This is a genomic window from Actinoplanes regularis (assembly GCF_900188005.1).
GTDB classification, from domain to species: domain Bacteria; phylum Actinomycetota; class Actinomycetes; order Mycobacteriales; family Micromonosporaceae; genus Actinoplanes; species Actinoplanes regularis.
Map to the genome: position 1 here is coordinate 20,303 of NZ_FZNR01000017.1, position 21,694 is coordinate 41,996.

Sequence of the window (21,694 nt, forward strand, 5' to 3'; positions counted from 1 at the left end):
CCGATAACTTGAGTTGAATTCAGCATCGGCGCCACTTGATAGGAGGGCGTTCGTGTCCAAGTCACTCTACGAAATCGGCGAGATCCCGCCACTCGGCGTGGTCCCGGATCAGATGTATGCCACGGTCATCCGGCGCGAGCGGTTCGGCCAGCCGGCCGACGCGATGCGTACCGAGATCGTCGACGTGCCGCGGCCGGGCCGCGGCGAGGTGCTGGTGTACATGATGGCCGCCGGCATCAACTACAACAACGTGTGGGCGTCGCTCGGCGAGCCCCTCGACGTCATCTCGATGCGGCAGAAGGTGTACGGCGCCACCGAGGACTTCCACATCGGTGGCAGCGACGGCGCCGGCATCGTCTGGGCGGTCGGCGAAGGCGTGCGACACGTGAAGCCCGGGGATCCGGTGGTCACGTCGGGCGCCATCTACGACGAGTCCGATCAGGACATCCGGCTCGGCGTGGACCCGCTGCTGAGCCGCTCGATGACCGCCTGGGGGTACGAGTCGAACTACGGCTCGTTCGCCCAGTACGCGCTCGTCCAGGAACACCAGTGTCACCCGAAGCCGGACAACCTGGCCTGGGAGGACGCGGGCAGCTTCCTGGTCACCGGCGCCACCGCGTACCGCCAGCTGACCAGCTGGGTGCCGAACGACGTCCGCCCGGGCGACCCGGTGCTCATCTGGGGCGGCTCCGGCGGGCTCGGCTCCGCGGCCATCCAGATCACCCGGATCCGCGGCGGCATCCCGATCGCCGTCGTCTCCAGCCCCGAGCGCGCCCGGTACTGCATGGATCTCGGCGCGGCCGGAACGATCGACCGCAACGAGTTCAGCCACTGGGGCCGGCTGCCGGACATCGACGACGACAAGGCCTGCGAGGTCTGGAACGCCGAGGCTCGCCGCTTCGGAAAGAAGATCTGGGAGATCCTCGGCGAGCGACGCAACGTCCGGGTCGTCCTCGAGCACCCGGGTGAGGACACCCTGCCCACCTCGATGATGGTCTGCGACAACGGCGGCATGGTCGTCCTCTGCGGCGGCACCAGCGGCTACAACGGCGACATCGACCTGCGCTATCTGTGGATGCGCAGCAAGCGGCTGCAGGGCTCGCACGGCTCCAACGACAAGGAGAACCGCGAGGTCCTCAGCCTGATGGCCGACGGCCGGCTGAGCGCCTGCGTCAACTGGTGCGGCAGCTTCGAGCAGATCGGCGAGGCGCACCAGATGCTCTTCGACAACCAGAGCCCGATGGGCAACATGGCCGCCCTGGTGAACGCCGCGCGCCCCGGCCTCACATCCCTCTGATACCCGTACGCCTGAAGGGCTTTCCCATGCGCGTTCTGTCCACCGTCACCGGATCCCAGGGCCACGCCCGCGCCGTCCTGCCCATGGTCCGCGCCCTGGCCAAGGCCGGCCACGAAGTGCTGGTCATCCTGCCCACACATCTCGCCGACGTGTACGCCGAGTGCGGCGCCCAGGTCGAGCCGATCATGCCGGACTTCATCGACTCGATGAAGGAGCTCCGATCCATGCGCGACGCGCTGGACCCGGAGATCTTCGGCTCGGGTGAGGAGATCGACACCCGGATGCAGATGATCGGCTTCGCGGCCGGCCCGCACGTCTCATCCGCGTACCACGTCATCCTGGAGCGGGCCCGGGAGTTCAAGCCCGACATCATCCTGCGCGACGGTGGCGAACTGGCCGGCTGCCTGGTCGCCGAGAAGCTCGGCCTGCCGCACATCTCGGCACCGTCCGGGGCGGGCAACCTGGTCGACCCGGACGGCGTCGCCCAGCTGCTCAACCAGCGCCGGGCCGAGCTCGGGCTGCCGCAGCAGGACGACAAGTGGTCGATCTACCGGTACGGCCGGATCAGCTGCCTGCCGCACGCCTACAACTTCGCGGCCTTCGACCTGCCCGCGCCGTTCGAGTACGCGCAGCCGCTGTCGGTGGACGGCACCGAGACCCTGCCGCCGGAGTACGCCAACCTGTCCGGCGACAAGCCGATCGTGCTGGCCTCGGTCGGTACGTCGCTGCCGGTCGTGCTGGCGATGCAGATGATGGGCATCCCGCTGCCCGACGGCATGGCCGCGCCCGCCGACACCCTGCGGTCCATCATCGGCGGCCTGTCCCTGCTCGACTGCCACGGCATCGTCTCCAGTGGCGGCCTGCCCACCGACGACATGAACGCCGGGGCGCACGTGCAGGTCGCCGACTGGGTGCCGCAGCCGCTGCTGCTGCAGTGCTCGCAGGTGTTCCTGACGCACGGCGGGTACAACAGCATCCGCGAGGGCATGCGGGCCGGCGTCCCGATGGCGGTGCTGCCGCAGTACAGCGACCAGCACCACAACGCCGCCCGGGTGGCCGAGCTGGGCCTGGGCGTGCACGTGACCGACGTCAGCGCGGAGGGCATCGCCGTGGCCTGCCGGCAGCTGATGACCGACGAGAAGATCATCGCCAACGCGCGGGCCGCCCAGCGCCGCATCCTCGGGCTGCCGGGGATGAGCGGGGTCATCACGCACCTGGAGAAGCTCGCCGCGGCGGGTGCGGTGTGAACGCCGACGACATCGCCGGGCTCAGGCCCGGGGACCGCGTGCTGGTGGTGGCGCCGCACCCGGACGACGAGACGATCGGGCCGGGCGGGACCCTGGCCCGGTTGGCGGCGATCGGCGTAGAGGTGCACGTCCTGTGCGTGACGGTGCGGCGCGGCGCGATGTACGGCAGCGAGAGCGACCCGTTCATCCGGGAGCAGGAGCTGGCGAAGGCGTGCGCGGCCCTCGGCGTACGCAATCAGGCCATCGCCTGGATCGACGAGACCGGCCGGATGGACATCTCCACCCGGCAGCGGGAACTCGTCGACCTGATCGAGCGGCACGAGGAGGCGTCGCTCGCGGCGGTCGACCCGGTGGCGCTGATCATCCCGGCGGCCGGCGGCTACCACCAGGACCACCAGGCCGTGTTCCGGGCCGGCTTCGCCGCCGCCCGGGTGCATCCGGCGGGTCTCAAGCCGACGCCGCGCATCGTGCTCGGCTACCGCGGCGTCGAGGACCGCTGGAGCGCGGTGGACGAGCCGTGGTGGCTGCACGTGGACACGTCCGACTACTGGCCGGCCAAACAGGAGGCGCTGCGCGCGTACGCGACGCAGATCCGCTCGGCCGGTCCGCGCTCGATCGACCAGATCGAGCGGATCGACGCGGCGACCGGTGCCGCCATCGGCACCCGGTACGCCGAGAGCTTTGTCCCTTACCGGCTGGCTTTCTGACCGGCCGTCTCTGTCGAAGGTGACGAATGTGGCAGCGCAACGCATAGGCATGGTGGGTATCGGCTACGCCGGCCTGCCGATGGCCGTGGCCCTGGCCCAGGCGGGCAACCGGGTGTACGGCTACGACATCGACTACCACCGTGTCGAGCAGGTGAACGCGGGCCGTTCGCCGGTCGACACGGTGACCGACGCGGAACTCCGCTCGCTCGGCCCGGACCTGCGGGCCTCCGTCGACCCGGCGGTGCTGGGGGACTGCGACGTGATCCTGGTCTGCGCGCCCACCCCGGTGGAGGACGGCGCGCCGAACCTGGAACCGCTGCTGGGCGCCGTTCGTACGGTCCGCGACCAGCTGCACCGGGGTCAGCTCGTGGTGGTCGAGTCGACCACCCACCCGGGCACCACCGACGGCCTGGTCCGGCCGGTGCTGGAGGAGACCGGCCTGACCGCGGGTGCCGACTTCAACCTGGCGTACTCGCCGGAGCGGATCGACCCGGGCAACGCCACGTTCGGGGTGTCCAACACCCCGCGCGTGGTGGGCGGCCTGACCACCGCGTGCCGCGACCGGGCCGCCGAGCTCTACGGCCAGGTCGGCACCGTGCACCTGACCCGCGGCATGCGTGAGGCGGAGGCCGCGAAGATCCTCGAGAACACGTACCGCCAGGTCAACATCGCGCTGGTCAACGAGTTCTCGCAGATCTGCTGGGCGATGGACATCGATGTCTGGGACACCGTGCACGCGGCTTCCACGAAGCCGTACGGGTTCGCGCCGTTCTGGCCGGGCGCGGGGGTCGGCGGGCACTGCATCCCGGCGGATCCGCTGTACCTGGTGCACGCGGCGGCCTCACAGGGCCGGCCGTTCCGGATGGCGGAGACCGCTCACGAGATCAACGAGGGTCAGCCGCTCTGGGTCGCCGACCGCGTCTGCAAGGAGCTGGAGTCGGGCGGCCGGGCCGCCGCGGCGTCGACGGTGCTTCTGCTCGGGGTGACCTACAAGGCGGACACGGCCGACATCCGGCACTCGCCGGCCGAGCCGATCGCGCGGGCCCTGCAGGAGCGCGGGGTGCGGGTGCGCTTCCACGATCCGTACGCGGAGGAGCTGTCCTGGCGCGGCGGGCACGTGGAGCGGGAACCGGACCTGGCCGCGGCCCTGGCCGAGGCGGACATGACCGTCGTCCTGCAGCGGCACCGCGAGTACGAGCCGAAGGTGCTGGCCGGCGCCCGGTCGCTGTTCGACACGACCGGAAAGGTTCCGGTCGCGGCCGGCCGTCTCTGACGGTCGGAGTGACCGGCCGGGGTGGAGACCGAGGACGCGGATCTCCACCCCTTCTCTCCACCCTGCGAAGGTGCCGGACCTCGTGGCCCGGCCGATAGCTTCGGTCCGACCCCGCGAGGAGCGGTTGAAAGGAGCTCGACATGTACGTCGCGCTGGACACCGACAGCCTGATGACCCTGCTGTTGATCCGGTTCGCGCTGCTCGTCGCCGGCGCCGCGGTGCTGGTGCTGGTGGTCTTCACGGTGCTGGTCGTGCTGAAGAAGCGAGGCCGGTTGGACGACGCCCGCAAGTACGGCGACTACGTCGCCCCGGCGGCTCGCGCCTATCTGGACAGTCGCCGTGACTACCGGTATGGCAGCCGCCGCGGTGGGATCCTCTCGACGATCCTGCGCGCCGTGCTGAACTCGCTCGACGACCGCGGCCGGCGGAGGTGACCATGTTCGCCCTGGAAGGTGAAGAACTCCTGCACCACCTGTTCACGGATCTGCTCTGGAAGATCGGCATCGTGGCCGTCGCGGCCATCGTGGTGATCCTCGCGATGATCGTGATCTACCGGGTGGTCAACAAGAAATAGAGTTTCCCGGCATGAGCGCACGATGGCATTTCGTCGACCGGATGGCTCCGAGCTGGCTGGTCGTGCAGCTGCTCGGCACGGCGGTGCTGCTCTTCACGCTCTTCACCGCCAATGAGGACACCCTCGGGGTCTGGGCCGTCTACGCCGCCTCGATGCTCGCCTGGCTGACGTTCATCGTGGCCGACCCGTGGCATCGCCGGCTCGCGAACGCGGCCCTGGCCGTGAGCGCGACGCTGCCGATGTTCGTCGTCGGCGCCGCGGACGACGCGACCGCGCTGGTGATGATCTGCGTGGTGCTCAGCCGGTTCGCGTCGCTGACCTCGCCGAGCGGCACCGCGATCGTGGTGCTGGTCGGCCTGGTCGTGGCCGGCAGCGCGGTCGCCTATCTGACGACCGGGCACGACTGGCAGGATTCCATCGGCTATCCCGGCATGATCCTGCTGGTCACCCTGCTCGGCCTGCACCGCCGTCAGTACGAGCTGCGCACCGACCAGGCCGAGGAGCTGCTCCGGCAGACCGAGCTGGCCCAGCAGGAGCGGGCGCGGGCGGCGGCTCTGGACGAGCGCGCCCGGATCGCCCGCGAGATGCACGACGTGCTGGCGCATTCGCTGGGAGCGCTGGGCATGCAGCTGAAGGTCGCCGAGGCGCTGCTGTCCGAGAAGGGCGACACGGTCGCGGCCCTGGAACGGGTGCGCCGCTCCAACCGGCTCGCCGAGGAGGGCCTGGTGGAGGCCCGTAACGCGGTGGCGGCCCTGCGCGGGGACGTCCCGTCGCTGCCGGACGCGGTCGCGGATCTGGTCGACGCGTTCCGCCGGGACCATCAGACCTCGATCGACCTGAGAGTGGTGCCGCAGCCACGGCCGGCCTCCACGGCCGCCACGGTGTCGCTGGTGCGGACGCTGGGCGAGGCGCTGACGAACGCGGCGAAGCACGCCCCGGGCGAGCCCGTCACGGTGACCCTCGACTTCTCCGGCGAGCGGATCTGTCTGGAAGTCGTCAACGGCCGCCCGGCGGTGCCGCCGCCACCCGTGGAGGGCCCGTCGGGCTACGGGCTGACCGGCATGCGGGAGCGGCTGGCGCTGGTCGGCGGCACACTGATCGCCGGTGAACGCGACGAGGGCGCGGGCTGGCGGGTCACCGCCCAGGTTCCGGAGTGACCCGCCGACCCGCGCCCGAGCCGTTCAGGCGTGCATTCGTGAGTAGCGCAGATCGGTGTAGCGGCAACTGTCCAGATTGGTGGGCAGGTCCCGCCGTCGGCTGACCTTGAGCTTGCGGAAGGTGCGGGTCAGGTGCTGCTCGACCGTGCTGACCGTCAGGTACAGCTGGGCCGCGATGTCGCGGTTGGTGTAACCGCGAACGGCCAGTGCGGCCACCCGCTGCTCGGCCTCGCTCAGGACGGTCACGGCGACCGGCGCGGACTCCGTCGTGGATCGATCGCCCGTCCTGGAGTCCGCCACCGCGACTAGTGTTTGGTCTGCTGGCATTCGATTCCCCCGTGGATTCTCTGGTCTGCCGGTTGTCGGCGCCCCGTGCCGCCGACCGGCCGGCTGGTCCACATTGTCGACACCCGTTCATCTGAGCTGACAACATCGACCACGATAGCGACTGTTGTGGGCGTGTCAACTGTTGTAGTCTCGGGGCCGAGTTGGTGTTCATATCGGCGGACGAGGTGGTAGCCGTGACGGGCGGCAGTGGCGCTGGAGCGCTCGCGCAGCGCATCGACAAGCTGTTCAAGACGGTGAAGCCTAAGGGCAGGGAGTTCACCTACGAAGAGGTCGCGCAGGGCTGTGAGGCCATCGGCGGGTCCTTCTCCAAGACCTACGTCTGGCAACTCCGTACCGGCCTGCGGGAAAACCCGACCAAGCGGCATCTGGAGGCGCTGGCCGCCTTCTTCGGCGTCCCGGTCGGATACTTCTTCGACGACGAGGCCGCCGCGCGGATCGACGAGCAGATCGAGCTGGCCATCGCCCTGCGGGACGCGTCGGTGCGCGACATCGCGTTGCGAACCATGTCGATGGATGAGGCGACCCGGCGTTCGATCGCGCAGATCGTGCGCGAGGTGGGCAACATCCGCGGCAACCTGCGTGGTGAGCAGCGGGAAGACGGCACGAGTGGATGACGCCGATCGGTCACCGGGCAGTGAATGGGCAAGGGCCAGACTTTGCCGTCGCATGATCATATCCGAGGAAAACTCGATTTCTCCGGTTAGGGTGCTTGACGTGCGTTATCGAGAGCTACGTCAACGATGTGACCGTCAGATCCGGTCGCTCGTCGAGGCCGGCGATCTGCCCGATCCGTTCACGCTGGACGAGTTCCTGGCCAAGCTCGAGGCCCGGCGCGGCCGCCGCATCGTGTTGCGGCCAAGCGACTACATCCCGGGCCGGGCCTGCGGCATGTGGCTCCAGCTGACCGATGTGGACATCATCGTCTACGCGCGTACCGCGCCGCTGCACGAGGAGCACATCGTCCTGCACGAGGTCGGCCACATGCTGTGCCGGCACCGTGGGGAGATCGGGCAGGGCGACGACGTCATGCGGATGCTGATGCCCGACCTCGACCCGGCCATGGTGCGCAGCCTGCTCAACCGGGGTTCGTACTCGGACGTCGAGGAGCAGGAGGCCGAGCTGTTCGCGACCCTCCTGCTGGAGCGGGTCGCTGACCGCCGCCCCGCCGACGAGCACCAACTCGACGCCGACCTGGCGCCACAGATGGACCGGCTCCGATCAACCTTCAGCGGGTGAGCGGTCGGTGGCGACGACAATCATGATCATGGCCGGCCTGGCCGGTCTGATCACCTGCTTCGTGAAGCTGCCGTACGCCGTGCGCAATCCGGATCGTCCCGCGCTTCGCGCCCTCTGCGTCATGCTCGGCACCTTCGGTCTCGCCTTCATCGTCACCGCACCCCCGGTCACTCCAGCGGTGAGCGAGGCGTTCGGTGTGCCGAACCTAGGCCGCCTGATCGGCAACGCGTTGACCCTGATCAGCGCCGGTGCGCTGCAGGCCATGATGATCTTCCTGGCCCACACGCCCGAACAGGCCCGGCCCCGGGTCCGGCGGCGGCTGACCGTGCTCGCCGTCGCGCTGGCCGGGATGACCATCGCGCTGTTCAGCGGGCACCCGGTCGAGGGGCCGAACTTCGTCAGCGGCAACGCCGGGTACCCGCCGGTCGTCATCTACGAACTGTTCTACCTGGGCTACCTGAGCCTCGCGGTCACCGATCTGCTGACCTTCTCGATTCGCTACGCGCGCTATTCGGACGGCGCGCTGCGCGCCGGGCTGCGCCTGGTCAGTGCCGGCGCGGTGGCGGGCATCTGCTACTTCGTCTACCGGGTCGCCCTGCTGTTCGGCGGCTTCGCGAACTGGGACGGCGGCGACGAGTCCACGATCTCGGCGTTGCTGGCCGGCACCTCCGGTCTGCTGGTGGCGATCGGCGCGACCCTGCCGCTCTGGGGGAAGTACACCGTCCTGCCCTGGCGGCGCGCGCGTCAGCTGCTCAGCTATCGCCGTCTCACGCCGCTGTGGGAGACGCTCTACAGCGCGGTCCCCGAGGTGGCACTCACCTCCGAGCAGGCGATGGCCGGCAGCTACCGGCGCGGCGAGATCGGCATCCGCCTCTACCGCCGGGTCATCGAGATCCGCGACGCCCAACTCATCCTGCGTACGCGCAGCGATCCCGACGTGGTGCGTCAGGTCGAGCGGGACGCTGTGCGGCGGCGCCTCGCCGGCGACCGGCTGCGCGCCACCGTCGACGCGGCCGAGCTGGTCACCGCGTTGCGAGCCGTCGACCGGCCACTGGAACAGCGTGCGGACCCGGAACACGCCGCGCCCGAACCGATGGAGGGCGACGCCCGGCTCACCAGCGAGAGCCGCTATCTCGAACTGGTCGCCGAGGCGTTCCGGCGGCTCAACGACGATCCGCCAGCCGCGCTCGAGGGGGCGAAAGTATGACAACCGAGACAGAGAGCATCGGGACGGCGCCGGCCGGGAATCGCACACCGATGCGCCGCGCCGCCAAGCTGATCACCGACGTGTTGTCGCCGGCGGTGCTCGTCAGCGTCCTTCTGCTGGTGGTGCCGGCGCACGCGGCCGGCGTCTGGCCCGGTCTGGCCTGGGGTCTGCTGGCCATCGCGTTCGTCAGCGCCGCCCCGCTCAGCTATGTGATCGTCCGGGTGCGGCGGCGCACCCTCACCGACGTCCACATCGGCGTCCGCGAACACCGCCGGATCCCGTTCGTGATCGGCCTCGCCACAGTGCTCACCGGCCTGGTCGTGCTCGTCGTGGCCGGCGCACCGCGCGACCTGATCGCGTTCGTCGGCACGGTTCTGGTGCTCACCGCGGCCACCATCGCGGTCACCAGTTTCTGGAAGATCTCGGTGCACGCGATGGTGGCCATGATGACGGTCGGCGTCCTGGCTGTCCTCTACGGTCCGCAGCTGTGGTCACTGCTGGTCCTGGTCGCGGTGATCGGCTGGGCCCGGGTGCGGCTCACCGACCACACGCTCGCCCAGGTGCTGGCCGGTGCCGCGGTCGGGCTAGCGATGGCGGGAGTATTCGTACTGATCCGCTGACGTGTCCAGCAGCCCCGCCCGCGCACACGCGTGCACGGCCGAGAAGATGTATCCCGACGCGATGCGCCACGGCTCGTAGAGCTCCTTGCCGTGCCACAGGGGGGCACGGCCCTCGGCCGGGAGGCCGGCACGAACGCCTTCGGCCAGGTGCGCGGCCCCTCTGCGCAGGACGGCGTCCGTCTCGGGCGTCCCGGCGACGAGCAGCGCGCGAACGGCGTACGCGGTCTCCTCGTACGTGCCGTGCCAGACACCCCAGGACCCGTCCGGCCGTTGCGAGTCCGCCAGCCAGGCGGCCGCGCGCCGCACCCGGCCCTCGACCGCCGGGTCACCGGCCAGCGCGAGCACCGACGCCGAGGTCGCGTAGTACGGCGAGGCGTGCCACTTGTCCGACCAGAAACCGTCCTCGTTCTGCGTGCTCAACAGGTAGGCGCGGGCCGCCGCCGAGCGCTGCTCGTCGCCCCGCACCGTCCGCAGCACGTGCGCGTTCGTCGAGATGGACGCGGTGCGCTCGACCGAGAACGTGGTGTACCGGTCCTCCTGCCGGTAGCGGTCGAGCAGGCTCACGTCCGGCGTCGCACCGAGGTAGCGCAGGGCGTACAGGACGCGCGCGGTGTCGTCCGCGTCCGGCGGCAGGCCGTGCCCCGGAATGGCGCCCTCCGGTCGCAGCGACGACGCCAGCCACTCCCGCACCCGGGCGGCCAGGCCCGGTTCGATCGGTGCCTCACCCTGCGCCATCGCGCCGACCACCCAGGCGCCCTCGAAGAACTGCACCGGAGCCACCGCCGGCCAGCCACCGCCGTAGCGGGACGCCTCCGCGGTCAGGAACGCCACCGCCTCCGCCGGGGGCTCCGGCGACCAGGCCAGCAGCGCGGCGGTGGCGGCGGGGGAGCAGGTCATCGCCCCGCTGCTCAGCTCCGGCAGACCGATCGCCGCGGGGCCGAGCACCTCCAGCGAGTGCCAGATCGGCAGCGGCAGCTTCTCCCCGGCCACCGCCCGCCGGCGCAGCTCGTGCAGCCGCACCAGCCAGGCCCGTTGCTGGTTGAGGGCCGGAGCCAGGGCGGCGGCGCCACCGGCGACGAGCGACTCGAGCAGGTCCGGCTGGATCAGCTCGACCGCCACGGTGTCCGGCTGCCGTTCCGGCGCGAACTGATCCACGTGCCGCTCGAGGAACTCCAGCCCGCGCGCGGCGGGGGCGGTCAGGCCCAGCTCGGACAGCGCGGCGACGACGGCCATGGTGGAAGCCAGACGGTAGGTGACCGCGGCGTGCGGGTAACCCCAGCTTCCGTCGGTGTTCTGGCCGGCGGTCAGCGCGCCGGCCGCCGCGTCGCGGAGCCGGCCGGAGAGACCGTGTGGGCGCCGGCTCCACAGGGACAGGACGCGGGCGGTGTCGTACCAGGACAACGAGAATCGGCTGCTGGTGTCGTCGACGATCTCGGACAGCAAGCCACCGAGCGCGTCGGTGGCCGCGGTGGCGAAATAGCCCTCCCGCATGAAATACCCCATTCTCTCTGATAGATCCACAAAGAGCGGAGTGTATCGATCAGTCATGTATCCGAGGGCCCTCCGGAGCGGTTCAATCAGCAACTTGACGCCAATTGCCGGTTTCCCGGTTTAGGGGTTGGCACGGGTTATCGCCACCGCCCGGCTGCCATAGCTTCGGGCATAAGCGATGCCCCGAGGCGGGAGTGAGACGATGATGGAACCTCAATTGATCGACGCGATCCTCGAAGGCGGACCCGTCGGCTTCCCGGCAACCGAACGCGTGCGCCGCGTCCCGGCCGGCGCCCTGAAGGTCAAGATTCCGTACGGCGCGGGCTACGAGCATTTCGAACGCCGGGAGCTCGGCAAGAGCGAAAGGCCCGTGGTGTACGTGTGGTCCACCCGCACGAAGGTCGCCGAGTAGCCCTCCTCCGCCCGTCCTGACCGGGCCCGGCCGGCCTACGGCGGCGCCCGGTCAGGTCGTGAAGACGGTGAAGGCCACTTGATGGACGGTGCCGCCGGCGCGGAACTGCAGGAACATCCGCTTGTCGCCGCGCTCGGCGAAGGCGGCGTGAAAGGCGAGGACGCCGTCGGCCGGTGCGGTGCCGGTCGCGTTGGCCGGTATGGGGTGCAGGTGTTCGAGGCCCTGGGTGCGCACCTCGAAGTTGGACAGGTGGGCGTACGCGCCGAGATACGGTTCCAGCACCGCCGGGCGGCCGTCGCGCAACACCTGGAACCGCAGCGCCGTCTGGGTGCCGGAGGTCAGGTCCGCGATGCCGTCGAGACGGCGCACGGTGTACGGGCCGGAGCGGGCCTCCGCCCGCGGTGCGGGGACCGGGACCATGGTGGTGTCCCCGGCGATGACGAACGGTATGCCGAGGACGGTGGGGTCGGCGCCCGCGGGACGGCCGTGCGGGACGAACTCGAGGTACACCCGGTACGCGCCGCCGTCGGTGATGGTCACCGGCGCGGTCCAGGCGCCGTCGACGACCTCCGGGTGCAGGTGCTGGTAGCCGGACAGGTCGTCGCGGAGGACGTACATGTGCATCGGTTTTGAATGAATGTTCTGGAAGTCGAGGGCCGTCCCGGCGGGGCCGGTGACGCGCACGGACACGGTGGCCGGGCCGCGGCCGGTGGGCAGGGCGATTGGCTCGGCGCGGAAACCGTCGTAGGCGTCGGAGAGTCCGTCGCTGTGGTAGACGACCGGCGCGGCCGGCGCCGGTGGCGCGGCCGGGCCGCGGCTGTCGGCGAACAGGTAGGCGGCACCGAGGAATCCCGCGAGCGTCACCGCCGCCATCAGGCGGCGGTGACGAAAGCTGGTGCCGGCGGGCCGGGCGGTCAGCTCACGGCCGCCGATCCGGTGGGCCGGACCAGGAACAGGCCGACGCCGATGCTCTGCACGGCGACGACCCCGTTCCTCAGGTACGGCAGGACCATCCAGCTGCCGCTGTAGCCGCTGGCGTTGGAGGCCGGGTCGACGTCGAAGTAACCGACCTCGGGCAGCACGGCCGAGGCGGCGGAGCCGGTGTCGAGGATCCGCAGGCCACCGCGGTAGGCCGCCTGGAAGTGCCGGTTGCCGACCGTGTAGCCGTTGTGGTTAACGAATTCGCCGCGGGTGGCGACGTCCTTGCCCACGTATCGCGCGGCGTCGAGCCGCTCGATGTTGTAGACGAATTCCGGGCTGCCGCCACGGGTGCTGATCGTCTCGTCGTTGACGATCATGTGCTTGTAGTCGCTGGTGGCGAAACCCTGATGAATGAAGCTCGCGCCGGGGTGGGTGACGCTCGACAGGACCTTGATGTTCGCTTTGTCGGTGACGTCGAGGATCTGGAAGCGCTTGCCCTGGCCGGTGTAGTTGAATGCGATCTCCCGGCCGGTGAAACGGGTGTCCGGACCGGCGTAGTTCACCACGATCGACTCGTGTGAGTAGACCTCGCGGTTGTAGCACGCCGCCAGTTTGAGGGTGAGCGGCGTCTTGATGTCGTAGATGGTCAGGCCCTTGCTGCAGGTGTTCGCGCCGGAGACGTACAGGAAGCCGGTGCTCTGATTGATCCACAGGGTGTGGCTGTTCGTCAGGCCGGTGAAGCGGGCGTCCGCGGTGAACGTCTGGGTATTGGTCACGCCGCGCAATTTGTTGAGGTCGAAGATCTGGATGCCGTTCGCGACCGAGTCCTTGCCGATGTAGGCGTAATTCTGGTACGTGCGGATGTCGCACCAGGAGGAGCTGACACCATTCGCGGCCGGCAGGTTCCCGAGGTATCGCGGGTTGCCGGGGTCGGTGACGTTGACGAACGAGACACCGTTGGAGCGGCAGTACAGGATGTACTCGTTGCTGTCGCGGGAGTCGGTCCAGTACCACATGCTCGACGAGCCGCCGCCGCCCAGCGCGGACTGGGGCAGGAAGCTGAGCAGGTCGACGTTCTTGCACGGGTACCGGTCGGCCATGCCGTTGACGCAGGTCACCGGCGCGCCGGCGAGGCGGGTGCCGCTGCGCCAGGTGGGCTCGTAGATGCGGAGCAGCTCGGACTGTTCGGCCTTACCTTCCGGGGTGCCCGGGTCGTGTGCGGTAGCGGGTGGGCCCGCCACGGCGAGCAGCAACAGAAGTGCGGTGACGGCCAGCGTCGTGCGACGTACTCCTCGGAGCATGGTCAACGCCCTTTCGCGCGGAGGAGTCGGCGCGGGCGGGGGTGTGGCTCGCGCCGGATGCGTGCCTGAACGCTAGGAATTAATTTGATGAGAGTCAATATTTGGGCCGCTTTCATGTTGCCTCCGGTCGCCATATCGCAAGGGGGATGGGTGGCGCGTTATGAGGCTCTTCACGATCCCTGATCGGCGGTCGGGGCTCGCGCTCCGAACCGGTAAGGACACAATCTGATACCAACCCATGACCTTGATCACCATGAATGGCTAGTGTCGCGCCAAAGCGATGGCCAGCCGTCATCGCGTTTGTCCGTACCCAAGGACGGGGTGAACACGATGCGTGCACCTGGGAGGCAGCCGAGCAGGCTCCGGACGGCCATCGCCGCCGGTGTCATAGCGGCGATGACGATCGGCGCGGCCGGTTGCGCGAAAAGCGATCGCGGCGGCGACGACGGGGGCAAGGCCGGCGGCGGCACCTTCATCTTCGCGGCCGCCGGTGACCCGAAGAACTTCGACCCGATCTTCAACGATGACGGGGAGTCGTTCCGGCCGATCCGGCAGATGTACGACACGCTCATCACCCACAAGCCCGGCACCGCGGACCTCACCGGCGGCTTGGCGGAGAGCTGGTCCAACGACCCGACCGGCAAGATCTGGACGTTCAAGCTGCGCCAGGGTGTGAAGTTCCACGACGGGACCGCGCTGGACGCCACGGCGGTCTGTGCGAACTTCGACCGCTGGTACAACATGAAGGGCGAGGCCGCCCAGTCCCAGATGATCTACTACACCGACGTCTTCGGTGGTTTCGCCGGCAGCCCGGACGCCGTCTACGACAACTGCAAGGCGCAGGACGCGTCGACCGCGGTCGTGGCGATGAAGAAGTACAAGGGGGCGTTCCCGGGTGCGTTCGCGCTCACCGCGTTCTCCATCGCGAGCCCGGCCGCGATGAAGCAGTACGGCTCCGACACGGTGACGCAGAGCGGCGACTCCTTCTCCTACAGCGCGTTCGCCAACGAGCACCCGACCGGCACCGGTGCGTTCACGTTCGGCGGCTGGAACAAGGCGACCGGCGAGATCACCCTGAACAAGAACCCCGACTACTGGGGTGACAAGGCCAAGGTCGACAAGATGATCATCAAGATCATCAAGGACGAGAACACCCGGAAGCAGGAGCTGCGCGCCGGCACCGTGCAGGCGATCGACTTCCCGGCCCCGGCCGACCGCAAGGCGCTGGCGAGCGAGGGCTACAAGGTGCTCGAGCGGCCCGCCTTCAACATCCTCTACCTGGGCATCAACCAGAAGAACAACCCCAAGCTCAAAGATCTCCGGGTACGGCAGGCGATCGCGTACGCGTTGAACCGCGCCCAGCTGGTGCAGACCAAGGGTCCCGGCGGCTCGGCGGTGGCCGACGAGTTCCTGCCGAACACGGTGCTCGGCTACGCGCCGGACGTGCAGAAGTACGAGTACAACGTGGACAAGGCCAAGCAGCTGCTGGCCGACGCCGGCGCGACCGGGCTGACCCTCAACTTCTACTACCCGACCGAGGTGTCCCGGCCGTACATGCCGAACCCGCAGGAGATCTTCACCGTGCTGGCGAACGACCTGCAGGCGGTCGGCATCAAGGTCAACGGTGTCCCGCGGCCGTGGAACGGCGGCTTCAAGGACGACGTGCAGCAGTTCGGCAAGCAGGACCTGCACATCCTCGGCTGGACCGGCGACTACAACGACCCGGGCAACTTCGTCGGTACGTTCTTCGGCCGAGGCAAGATCGAGTTCGGCGACCAGGCGATGACCGAGATGTTCACCGCCATCGGCAAGGCCGACGCGACCGTCGACCAGGCCGCCAAGAAGGCCGCGTTCGAGCAGGTCAACCGTGACCTGGCCAGCAAGTGGCTGCCGGCCGTGCCGATCTGGCACGCCCCGCCGGCCCTGGTCACCACGAAGAACGTCGAGGGCCTGGTGCCGAGCCCGCTCACCGCCGAGGAGTTCAACACCGTCTCGCTCACCAAGTAGATCCGTAGTACCCAGGCACCGCCGCGGCCCGGACCGGGGACCCTTCTCCCCGGTCCGGGCCGTCCGGCACGGATCCAAGAGGAAACTTCATGGTGAGAGTCGTCTCGCGCCGCCTGATCCAGCTCTTCGTCACCCTGATCGCCCTGATGACCCTGGTCTTCTTCTGGTTGCGCAGCCTGCCCGGCGGGCCCGTCGACGCGTTGCTGGGCGAGCGCGCGACCCCGCAGACCCGCGAGCTGCTGACCCGAGCCCTCGGCTATGACCAGCCGATCTGGGTCCAGTACGGGCGCTTCCTCAAGAACGTGGTGACCGGGGACTTCGGCAACTCCATCCGCACCGGCGAGCCGGTGACGGACGTGATCAGCCGGTCCTTCCCGGCGACCATCGAGCTGGCCGTCGCGGCGATCATCATCGCCGTCGGGCTCGGCATCCCGCTGGGATACCTCGCGGCCCGGTACCGCGGCCGGCTGCTCGACAACGCGACCATCATCGTCACCCTGATCGGCATCTCGATCCCCATCTTCTTCCTGGGCTACCTGCTCAAGGACTGGCTGACCCAGGGCATCCACTTCTTCCCGCCGTCCGGGCGGATCAGCACCGGCATGGACAACACCGACGTGACCGGCTTCTTCGTGCTGGACGGGCTGCTGACCCGGGAGTTCGACGCCTCCGCCGACGCCCTCTGGCACCTGGTGCTGCCCGCCGTCACGCTGGCGACGATCCCGCTGGCGATCATCGTCCGGATCACCCGGGCGAGCGTGCTGGACGTCCTCGACGAGGACTACATCCGCACCGCGGACGCCAAGGGCCTGCGCAACGCCACCATCCGCAAGCGGCACGTGCTGCGCAACGCGTTGCTGCCGGTGGTCACCACGATCGGCCTGCAGACCGGTGCGCTGCTGGCCGGGGCGGTGCTGACCGAGAAGGTCTACAACTGGGGCGGCCTCGGCACACTGATCACCGACTCGATCAGCGGCGGCCGCGACTATCCGGTGCTGCAGGCCCTGATCCTGCTCGCCGCCGTCGTCTTCATCGTGGTCAACCTGCTGGTCGACCTCTCGTACGCGATCATCGACCCGAGGGTGCGTGTGCAGTGAGCGGAGCTGGAGGAATCACGACGCTCGCCGACCACAAGCGCCGTCGCATCGACGAACTGACCGCGCGTACGTCCGAAGGCGGCGGGGTCAGCCTGATCCGGGACGCCGGCCGCCGGCTGCTGCGCAACCCCACCGCGATCGTGGGCGCCGCCATCATCCTGCTCTTCCTGATCATCGCGATCTTCGCGCCGCTGGTGGCGCCGCACGACCCGGTGCAGCGGTTTCCGGAGCTGACCAGGGATCTGACCGTCGACTCGGTCCCGGGCGCCAGCGCCGGACATCCGCTCGGCAGCGACCCGCTGGGTCGCGACTTCGCGTCCCGGATGATCTACGGCGCCCGGCAGACCCTCTTCGTCGGCGTCCTGGCCACGCTCATCGGCCTGCTGTTCGGGGTGCTGCTCGGCGCGATCGCCGGCGCCGCCGGCGGCTGGGTGGACGTGCTGATCATGCGGGTCACCGACGTCATGCTGGCCCTGCCCAGCCTGCTGCTGGCGATCACGCTGGTCGCCCTGGCCCGCGAGTCCACGCAGTGGACGGTGATCATCGCGGTCGCGGTGGTGAACGTGCCCATCTTCGCCCGGCTGCTGCGCGGATCGATGCTGGCGCAGCGGGAGAGCGATCACGTGCTCGCGGCCCGCGCGCTGGGCGTGCGGCGGCGGGACATCGTGCTGCGGCACATGCTGCCGAACTCGCTCACCGCGGTCATCGTGCAAGCCACCCTGACCTTCGCGGTGGCGATCCTGGACGCGGCCGCGCTGTCGTTCCTGGGCCTCGGCGACCCGGACATCAACCGGGCCGAGTGGGGCCTGATGCTGGGCGTGGACGGCGTCCGATACCTCGAGGTCCGCCCGGAGCTGGCCTACTTCCCGGCGCTGGCGATCATCCTCGTGGCGCTCGGCTTCACCCTGCTCGGCGAAAGCATGCGCGAGGCGCTCGACCCGAAGAACCGGCGGTGATCTGTCATGCCTCTGCTCGACGTTCGTGAGCTGTCGGTCGTCTTCCAGCGCAAGGGCACCAAACCCTTCACGGCGGTGGACAGGGTCAGCTTCGCCGTGGAACCCGGCGAGACGGTCGGACTGGTCGGCGAGTCCGGCTGCGGCAAGTCGGTGACCAGCCTGGCGATCATGGGTCTGCTGCCGCGCCGCGGCAACAAGGTCACCGGTGAGGTTCGTTTCGAGGACACCGACCTGCTCAAGCTGCGCCCGCAGGACCTGCGGGACCGGCGCGGCCGGGACATCGGCATGATCTTCCAGGACCCGCTCTCCTCACTGAACCCGGTGATCCCGCTCGGCCTGCAGGTGGCCGAGGTGCTGGAACGCCACCAGGGCAAGACCCGGCAGGCGGCGCTGCGCGAGGCCCGGGGGCTGCTCGACGCGGTCGGCATCCCCGACCCGGCACGGCGCCTCAAGGAGTTCCCGCACCAGCTCTCCGGCGGCATGCGGCAGCGGGCGCTGATCGCCATCGCCCTCGCCTGCAAGCCGCGCCTGCTGATCGCCGACGAGCCGACGACGGCGCTGGACGTGACCGTGCAGGCGCAGATCCTCGCGCTGCTCAAGGAGCTGGTCGACCAGTCCGGCACGGCGCTGGTGATGATCACCCATGACCTCGGGGTGGTGGCCGGGCTCTGCGACACGGTCAACGTCCTGTACGCCGGCAGGGTGGTCGAGCGGGCCGGACGGCACGCCCTGTTCGGGGACCCGCGCCATCCGTACACCCATGGTCTTTTGCAGTCCGTGCCCCGGCTGGACGCCGACCGCGGCGGGCGGCTGCACCAGATCCGCGGCTCGGTCAACGACAACATCCCCTGGTCGGAGGGGTGTGCCTTCGCGCCGCGCTGTGACCGGGTGGTCGACGACTGCATCGGCGAGACGGTGCCGCTCGAGCCCACTTCCCGCGGCGGTGCGCTGCGGTGCACGAACCCCGTACCGCAGGAGGTGCCGGCATGAGCGAGCTTGCGAGCGAATCGGTTGGCTCAGGTGCCGGCATGAGCCATGCGTTGGTCGAGATCGACGACCTCAAGGTGCACTTTCCGATCAAGAGCGGAGTGCTGCTCAACCGGACGATCGGCTACGTCTACGCCGTCGACGGGGTGTCGCTGAAGATCAGGCGGGGCGAGACCTACGGCCTGGTCGGCGAGTCCGGGTGCGGCAAGTCGACGCTGGGCCGCGGCCTGCTGCGGCTGATCGAGCCGACCAGCGGCGGGATCACCTTCGACGGTACGGACGTCCGCGCGCTCGAGGGCGAGCAGATGCGGCGCTTCCGCCGGCGCATCCAGATGGTGTTCCAGGACCCGCTGGCGAGCCTGGATCCCCGGCAGTCGGTGGAGTCCCTGCTCGTCGAGGGACTCAAGGCGCACGGACTGGACAGGGACAAGGCCGCGGCGCGTCAGCGCCTGAGGTCCACCCTGGACTCGGTCGGCCTGCCGGCGTCGGCGCTGAACAAATACCCACACGAGTTCTCCGGCGGGCAGCGCCAGCGGATCGGCATCGCCCGGGCCCTGGTGCTCGGGCCCGAGCTGATCGTGGCCGACGAGCCGGTCTCCGCGCTGGACGTGTCGATCCAGGCGCAGGTGGTCAACCTCCTCGGCGATCTGCAGGAGTCGCTCGGGCTGACCTACCTGGTGATCGCGCACGACCTCGCGGTCGTCCGGCACATCTCCGACACCATCGGCGTGATGTACCTGGGCTCGCTGGTCGAGGAGGCGGACGCCGACCGGTTGTACGAGCGCCCGCTGCACCCGTACACCCGGGCTCTGCTCTCGGCCGTGCCCATCCCCGATCCGTGGGTGGAGGACAGCCGCGAGCGGATCCTGCTCACCGGCGACCTGCCGTCACCGGCCGATCCGCCGAGCGGATGCCGGTTCCGCACCCGCTGCCCCTGGTCGCAGAACCGCTGCGCCGAGGATCGGCCGGAGCTGCGGGTGTTCGACGACTCGGGGCAGCGGGTGGCCTGCCATTTCGCCGAGGAGATCCTCAGCGGGGAGCTGCTCACGGCAGGCTGATCGGGATCTCCGCATCGAAATCGTTGATCAGAACCTGGCCACCGAACGGTGGCAGCTGTCTGGTCTGCACGTAGTGGTTGCTCAGACCGATCTCGTCCTCGACCGGCACCGGCTTCTCCGTGGCCACGAAGGTGTACGGGATCGAGACCTGCGATCGCGCCCGCGGTCCGGCGACCGCGCAGACCAACACGGTGGCATCGTCGTCCGGGTCGCTCTCGGCGGGAACGGTGCAGCCCGCCCAGTCGCCACCCGCGGGCTGGACCTGACCCGGCAGGATCAGCTTGAACTCCAGTCTGGCGACGTCGATGTCACCGTCATTGCGTACCGTCACCGTCATCTGGCCCGAGAATCCCTTCCCGGCCGGCCGGAACGCCAGCGTCGAGGGGACGATGGACAACCGGGCGGCAGGTGGCTTCGCCGGAAACGTCGTCGGGCCGTCCACCTGCTGGAATTTGCCCTGCCGCCAGGCGTAGGTGCGCCACTGGTTCGGCACGCTGTCCTCGCCGCCGTCGGTGTACTCCTTGGCGACCAGGACGGCGACCCGGCCACCGTCGCGGACCTCGAGGTAGTCCATCATGCCGAACCCGTCCTGGGTGCCGACGATGCGACCGATCGGCCGCAGCTCCTTGCCGTCGAGCCGGAACGCGACGACCTGGCTGCCGCCGGCCTCCGGTCCCTCACCGCACGTCATGTGGGCCACGTAGTCCTCGGTGCCGTCCTGGTCGACGTCCACCACGATGTACGACCGGATGTTCACCGGCCGGTGCACATCGTCGGGCTCCTGCCCGTTTCTCAAGGTCATCCGCCCCGCGGAGCAGTCGGCGATCGGGACGCTACCCCAACTGGGCACGGTGATGGTGCCGGACTCGAACGGGCCCAGGTCCGGCTGACTGTCGGGCGGCTCGGTCGGCAGCAGGGTCGGCGACGGGGTCACCGCCGGCGGTGCGGGGGAGCGGTCGTCCCGGATCGCGACGGCGGTGCCCAGCGCCAGCGCGACGACGGCGAGCCCGGCCACGGTGGTCGCGGCCGTGCGCCGGATCCGGATGCGGTGCGAGGTGGCCAGTGCCCGCTCGCGCAGGTCGACGGTGCCGACCTCGGTCGCGGTCTCGCTCAGTTCCCGGCGGAGGAGGTCGAGATCGATCATCGCGCGTCTCCGATCACGTTGACTCCATCGAGTTCCGGTGCGAGGAGCCGTAGCCGCTCGAGCGCCTTCGAGGTCTGGCTCTTGACGGTGCCGACACTGACGCCCAGGGTCTCCGCCGCCTGCGCCTCGGTCAGGTCGTCGTAGAACCGCAGGACGATGACCGCGCGCTGCTTGGCGGTCAGGCGCGACAGCGCGGTGAGCATCGACAGCCGCAGCACCGTGTGCTCGGCGTGGTCGGACTGCACACCGGGCCGGTCCGGCACGTCCCCGGAGAACCACTCGACGACCCGTCGGCGCCGCCAGCGGGACACCTGCAGGTGGTACATCGTCTTGCGGGCGTACGCCTCGGCGTTGCCCGTGGCGTGCAGGTTCCGCCAGGCCCGATGGGTCTGGCCCAGGGCGCTCTGGACGAGGTCCTCGGCCAGGTGCTGGTCGCCGGTGAGCAGGTACGCGGAACGGAGCAACGCCGGCGTCCTGGAATGAACGAAGGCGTCGAAGTCAGCGGTGAGTTCGTCCACGGCAATCCCGTCTCGCCCGAACGTGTGAAGCTTTCATACCAGCCAAGACGCCGGTCACTCGGAAAAGGTTGGCGCCGATCGGCGGCGAACTGTTGAAGTGCCGGCCGCCGGCGCCACGGTATCTTGAATGCGGTAG

The 21,694-nt window shown here is 69.5% G+C and carries 23 protein-coding genes; 17 read left to right on the forward strand and 6 right to left on the reverse strand.

What is annotated here, in order from left to right:
* The first annotated feature begins 52 nt into the window (after positions 1–52).
* The 7 genes from ccrA (at position 53) to CHC09_RS32700 (ending at position 6,255) form a co-directional block, all read left to right on the forward strand.
* On the forward strand, positions 53–1,297 hold the full coding sequence (gene ccrA, locus CHC09_RS32675) for a crotonyl-CoA carboxylase/reductase (protein ID WP_239138675.1): 1,245 nt from the start codon (positions 53–55) through the stop codon (positions 1,295–1,297).
* A 26-nt stretch (positions 1,298–1,323) separates the two neighbouring features.
* A complete protein-coding gene (locus tag CHC09_RS32680) occupies positions 1,324–2,544 on the forward strand; it encodes a glycosyltransferase (RefSeq protein WP_089297119.1) in 1,221 nt (406 codons plus the stop codon).
* A complete protein-coding gene (locus tag CHC09_RS32685) occupies positions 2,541–3,251 on the forward strand; it encodes a PIG-L deacetylase family protein (protein WP_203833306.1) in 711 nt (236 codons plus the stop codon). The genes CHC09_RS32680 and CHC09_RS32685 overlap by 4 nt, the downstream gene beginning before the upstream one ends.
* Positions 3,252–3,279: 28 nt before the next feature.
* The gene (locus CHC09_RS32690) at positions 3,280–4,524 is read left to right on the forward strand and encodes a nucleotide sugar dehydrogenase (RefSeq protein WP_307833945.1); all 1,245 of its coding nucleotides are present in this window, start codon (positions 3,280–3,282) and stop codon (positions 4,522–4,524) included.
* A gap of 140 nt (positions 4,525–4,664) precedes the next feature.
* Entirely contained in the window at positions 4,665–4,958 is a 294-nt protein-coding gene (locus tag CHC09_RS32695; protein WP_089297121.1) for a hypothetical protein, read from the forward strand.
* 2 nt (positions 4,959–4,960) lie between these two features.
* Entirely contained in the window at positions 4,961–5,098 is a 138-nt protein-coding gene (locus CHC09_RS46680; protein ID WP_179277376.1) for a hypothetical protein, read from the forward strand.
* 11 nt (positions 5,099–5,109) lie between these two features.
* The gene (locus tag CHC09_RS32700) at positions 5,110–6,255 is read left to right on the forward strand and encodes a sensor histidine kinase (protein ID WP_089297122.1); all 1,146 of its coding nucleotides are present in this window, start codon (positions 5,110–5,112) and stop codon (positions 6,253–6,255) included.
* A gap of 24 nt (positions 6,256–6,279) precedes the next feature.
* Here the strand turns inward: CHC09_RS32700 and CHC09_RS32705 are convergent, their stop codons facing one another.
* Positions 6,280–6,555, reverse strand: coding sequence for a helix-turn-helix domain-containing protein (locus CHC09_RS32705; protein WP_373871987.1), 276 nt, complete (start codon positions 6,553–6,555; stop codon positions 6,280–6,282).
* A gap of 221 nt (positions 6,556–6,776) precedes the next feature.
* Here CHC09_RS32705 and CHC09_RS32710 point away from each other — a divergent pair, with 221 nt between their 5' ends.
* From CHC09_RS32710 to CHC09_RS32725, 4 genes are all read left to right on the forward strand, one after another.
* Positions 6,777–7,217, forward strand: a complete 441-nt coding sequence (locus CHC09_RS32710; RefSeq protein ID WP_179277377.1) for a helix-turn-helix domain-containing protein — start codon at positions 6,777–6,779, stop codon at positions 7,215–7,217.
* A 100-nt stretch (positions 7,218–7,317) separates the two neighbouring features.
* The gene (locus CHC09_RS32715; protein ID WP_089297124.1) at positions 7,318–7,839 is read left to right on the forward strand and encodes a hypothetical protein; all 522 of its coding nucleotides are present in this window, start codon (positions 7,318–7,320) and stop codon (positions 7,837–7,839) included.
* Between the two features lie 7 nt (positions 7,840–7,846).
* Positions 7,847–9,046 (forward strand): MAB_1171c family putative transporter, encoded by a 1,200-nt coding sequence (locus CHC09_RS32720; protein ID WP_143232724.1) that lies wholly within the window; start codon positions 7,847–7,849, stop codon positions 9,044–9,046.
* Positions 9,043–9,666, forward strand: a complete 624-nt coding sequence (locus CHC09_RS32725; RefSeq protein WP_239138676.1) for a phosphatase PAP2 family protein — start codon at positions 9,043–9,045, stop codon at positions 9,664–9,666. The genes CHC09_RS32720 and CHC09_RS32725 overlap by 4 nt, the downstream gene beginning before the upstream one ends.
* Here CHC09_RS32725 and CHC09_RS32730 read toward each other — a convergent pair.
* Positions 9,631–11,157, reverse strand: coding sequence for a prenyltransferase/squalene oxidase repeat-containing protein (locus CHC09_RS32730; protein WP_143232725.1), 1,527 nt, complete (start codon positions 11,155–11,157; stop codon positions 9,631–9,633). The two genes, CHC09_RS32725 and CHC09_RS32730, sit on opposite strands and share 36 nt — an antisense overlap.
* A 217-nt stretch (positions 11,158–11,374) precedes the next feature.
* Between CHC09_RS32730 and CHC09_RS32735 the strand changes: the two genes are divergently transcribed.
* Entirely contained in the window at positions 11,375–11,569 is a 195-nt protein-coding gene (locus tag CHC09_RS32735; protein WP_239138677.1) for a DUF5988 family protein, read from the forward strand.
* A 51-nt stretch (positions 11,570–11,620) separates the two neighbouring features.
* Here CHC09_RS32735 and CHC09_RS32740 read toward each other — a convergent pair whose 3' ends face one another.
* Together CHC09_RS32740 and CHC09_RS32745 are read right to left on the reverse strand one after the other, a co-directional pair.
* The gene (locus CHC09_RS32740) at positions 11,621–12,442 is read right to left on the reverse strand and encodes a hypothetical protein (protein ID WP_239138678.1); all 822 of its coding nucleotides are present in this window, start codon (positions 12,440–12,442) and stop codon (positions 11,621–11,623) included.
* Between the two features lie 41 nt (positions 12,443–12,483).
* Positions 12,484–13,791 carry a choice-of-anchor B family protein gene (locus CHC09_RS32745; protein ID WP_089297129.1) on the reverse strand — a complete coding sequence of 436 codons (1,308 nt, stop codon included), beginning with the start codon at positions 13,789–13,791 and terminating at the stop codon, positions 12,484–12,486.
* Positions 13,792–14,187: 396 nt separating this feature from the next.
* On the opposite strand from CHC09_RS32745, the gene CHC09_RS32750 reads away from it, so the two are divergent.
* From CHC09_RS32750 to CHC09_RS32770, 5 genes are all read left to right on the forward strand, one after another.
* Positions 14,188–15,798: an ABC transporter substrate-binding protein gene (locus CHC09_RS32750; RefSeq protein ID WP_239138679.1), complete on the forward strand. Its 1,611-nt coding sequence runs from the start codon at positions 14,188–14,190 to the stop codon at positions 15,796–15,798.
* 89 nt (positions 15,799–15,887) lie between these two features.
* A complete protein-coding gene (locus CHC09_RS32755) occupies positions 15,888–16,895 on the forward strand; it encodes an ABC transporter permease (protein WP_089297130.1) in 1,008 nt (335 codons plus the stop codon).
* A 14-nt stretch (positions 16,896–16,909) separates the two neighbouring features.
* Positions 16,910–17,851 (forward strand): ABC transporter permease, encoded by a 942-nt coding sequence (locus tag CHC09_RS32760; protein WP_089297233.1) that lies wholly within the window; start codon positions 16,910–16,912, stop codon positions 17,849–17,851.
* A 6-nt stretch (positions 17,852–17,857) separates the two neighbouring features.
* Positions 17,858–18,841: an ABC transporter ATP-binding protein gene (locus CHC09_RS32765; RefSeq protein ID WP_089297131.1), complete on the forward strand. Its 984-nt coding sequence runs from the start codon at positions 17,858–17,860 to the stop codon at positions 18,839–18,841.
* Positions 18,842–18,879: 38 nt separating this feature from the next.
* Positions 18,880–19,896 (forward strand): ABC transporter ATP-binding protein, encoded by a 1,017-nt coding sequence (locus tag CHC09_RS32770; RefSeq protein ID WP_179277378.1) that lies wholly within the window; start codon positions 18,880–18,882, stop codon positions 19,894–19,896.
* Here the strand turns inward: CHC09_RS32770 and CHC09_RS32775 are convergent.
* Both CHC09_RS32775 and CHC09_RS32780 read right to left on the reverse strand, forming a co-directional pair.
* The gene (locus tag CHC09_RS32775) at positions 19,883–21,040 is read right to left on the reverse strand and encodes a hypothetical protein (protein WP_089297133.1); all 1,158 of its coding nucleotides are present in this window, start codon (positions 21,038–21,040) and stop codon (positions 19,883–19,885) included. The two genes, CHC09_RS32770 and CHC09_RS32775, sit on opposite strands and share 14 nt — an antisense overlap.
* Complete coding sequence (locus CHC09_RS32780; protein WP_089297134.1) at positions 21,037–21,558, reverse strand: SigE family RNA polymerase sigma factor; 522 nt, start codon at positions 21,556–21,558, stop codon at positions 21,037–21,039. The genes CHC09_RS32775 and CHC09_RS32780 overlap by 4 nt, the downstream gene beginning before the upstream one ends.
* Between the last annotated feature and the right edge of the window lie 136 nt (positions 21,559–21,694).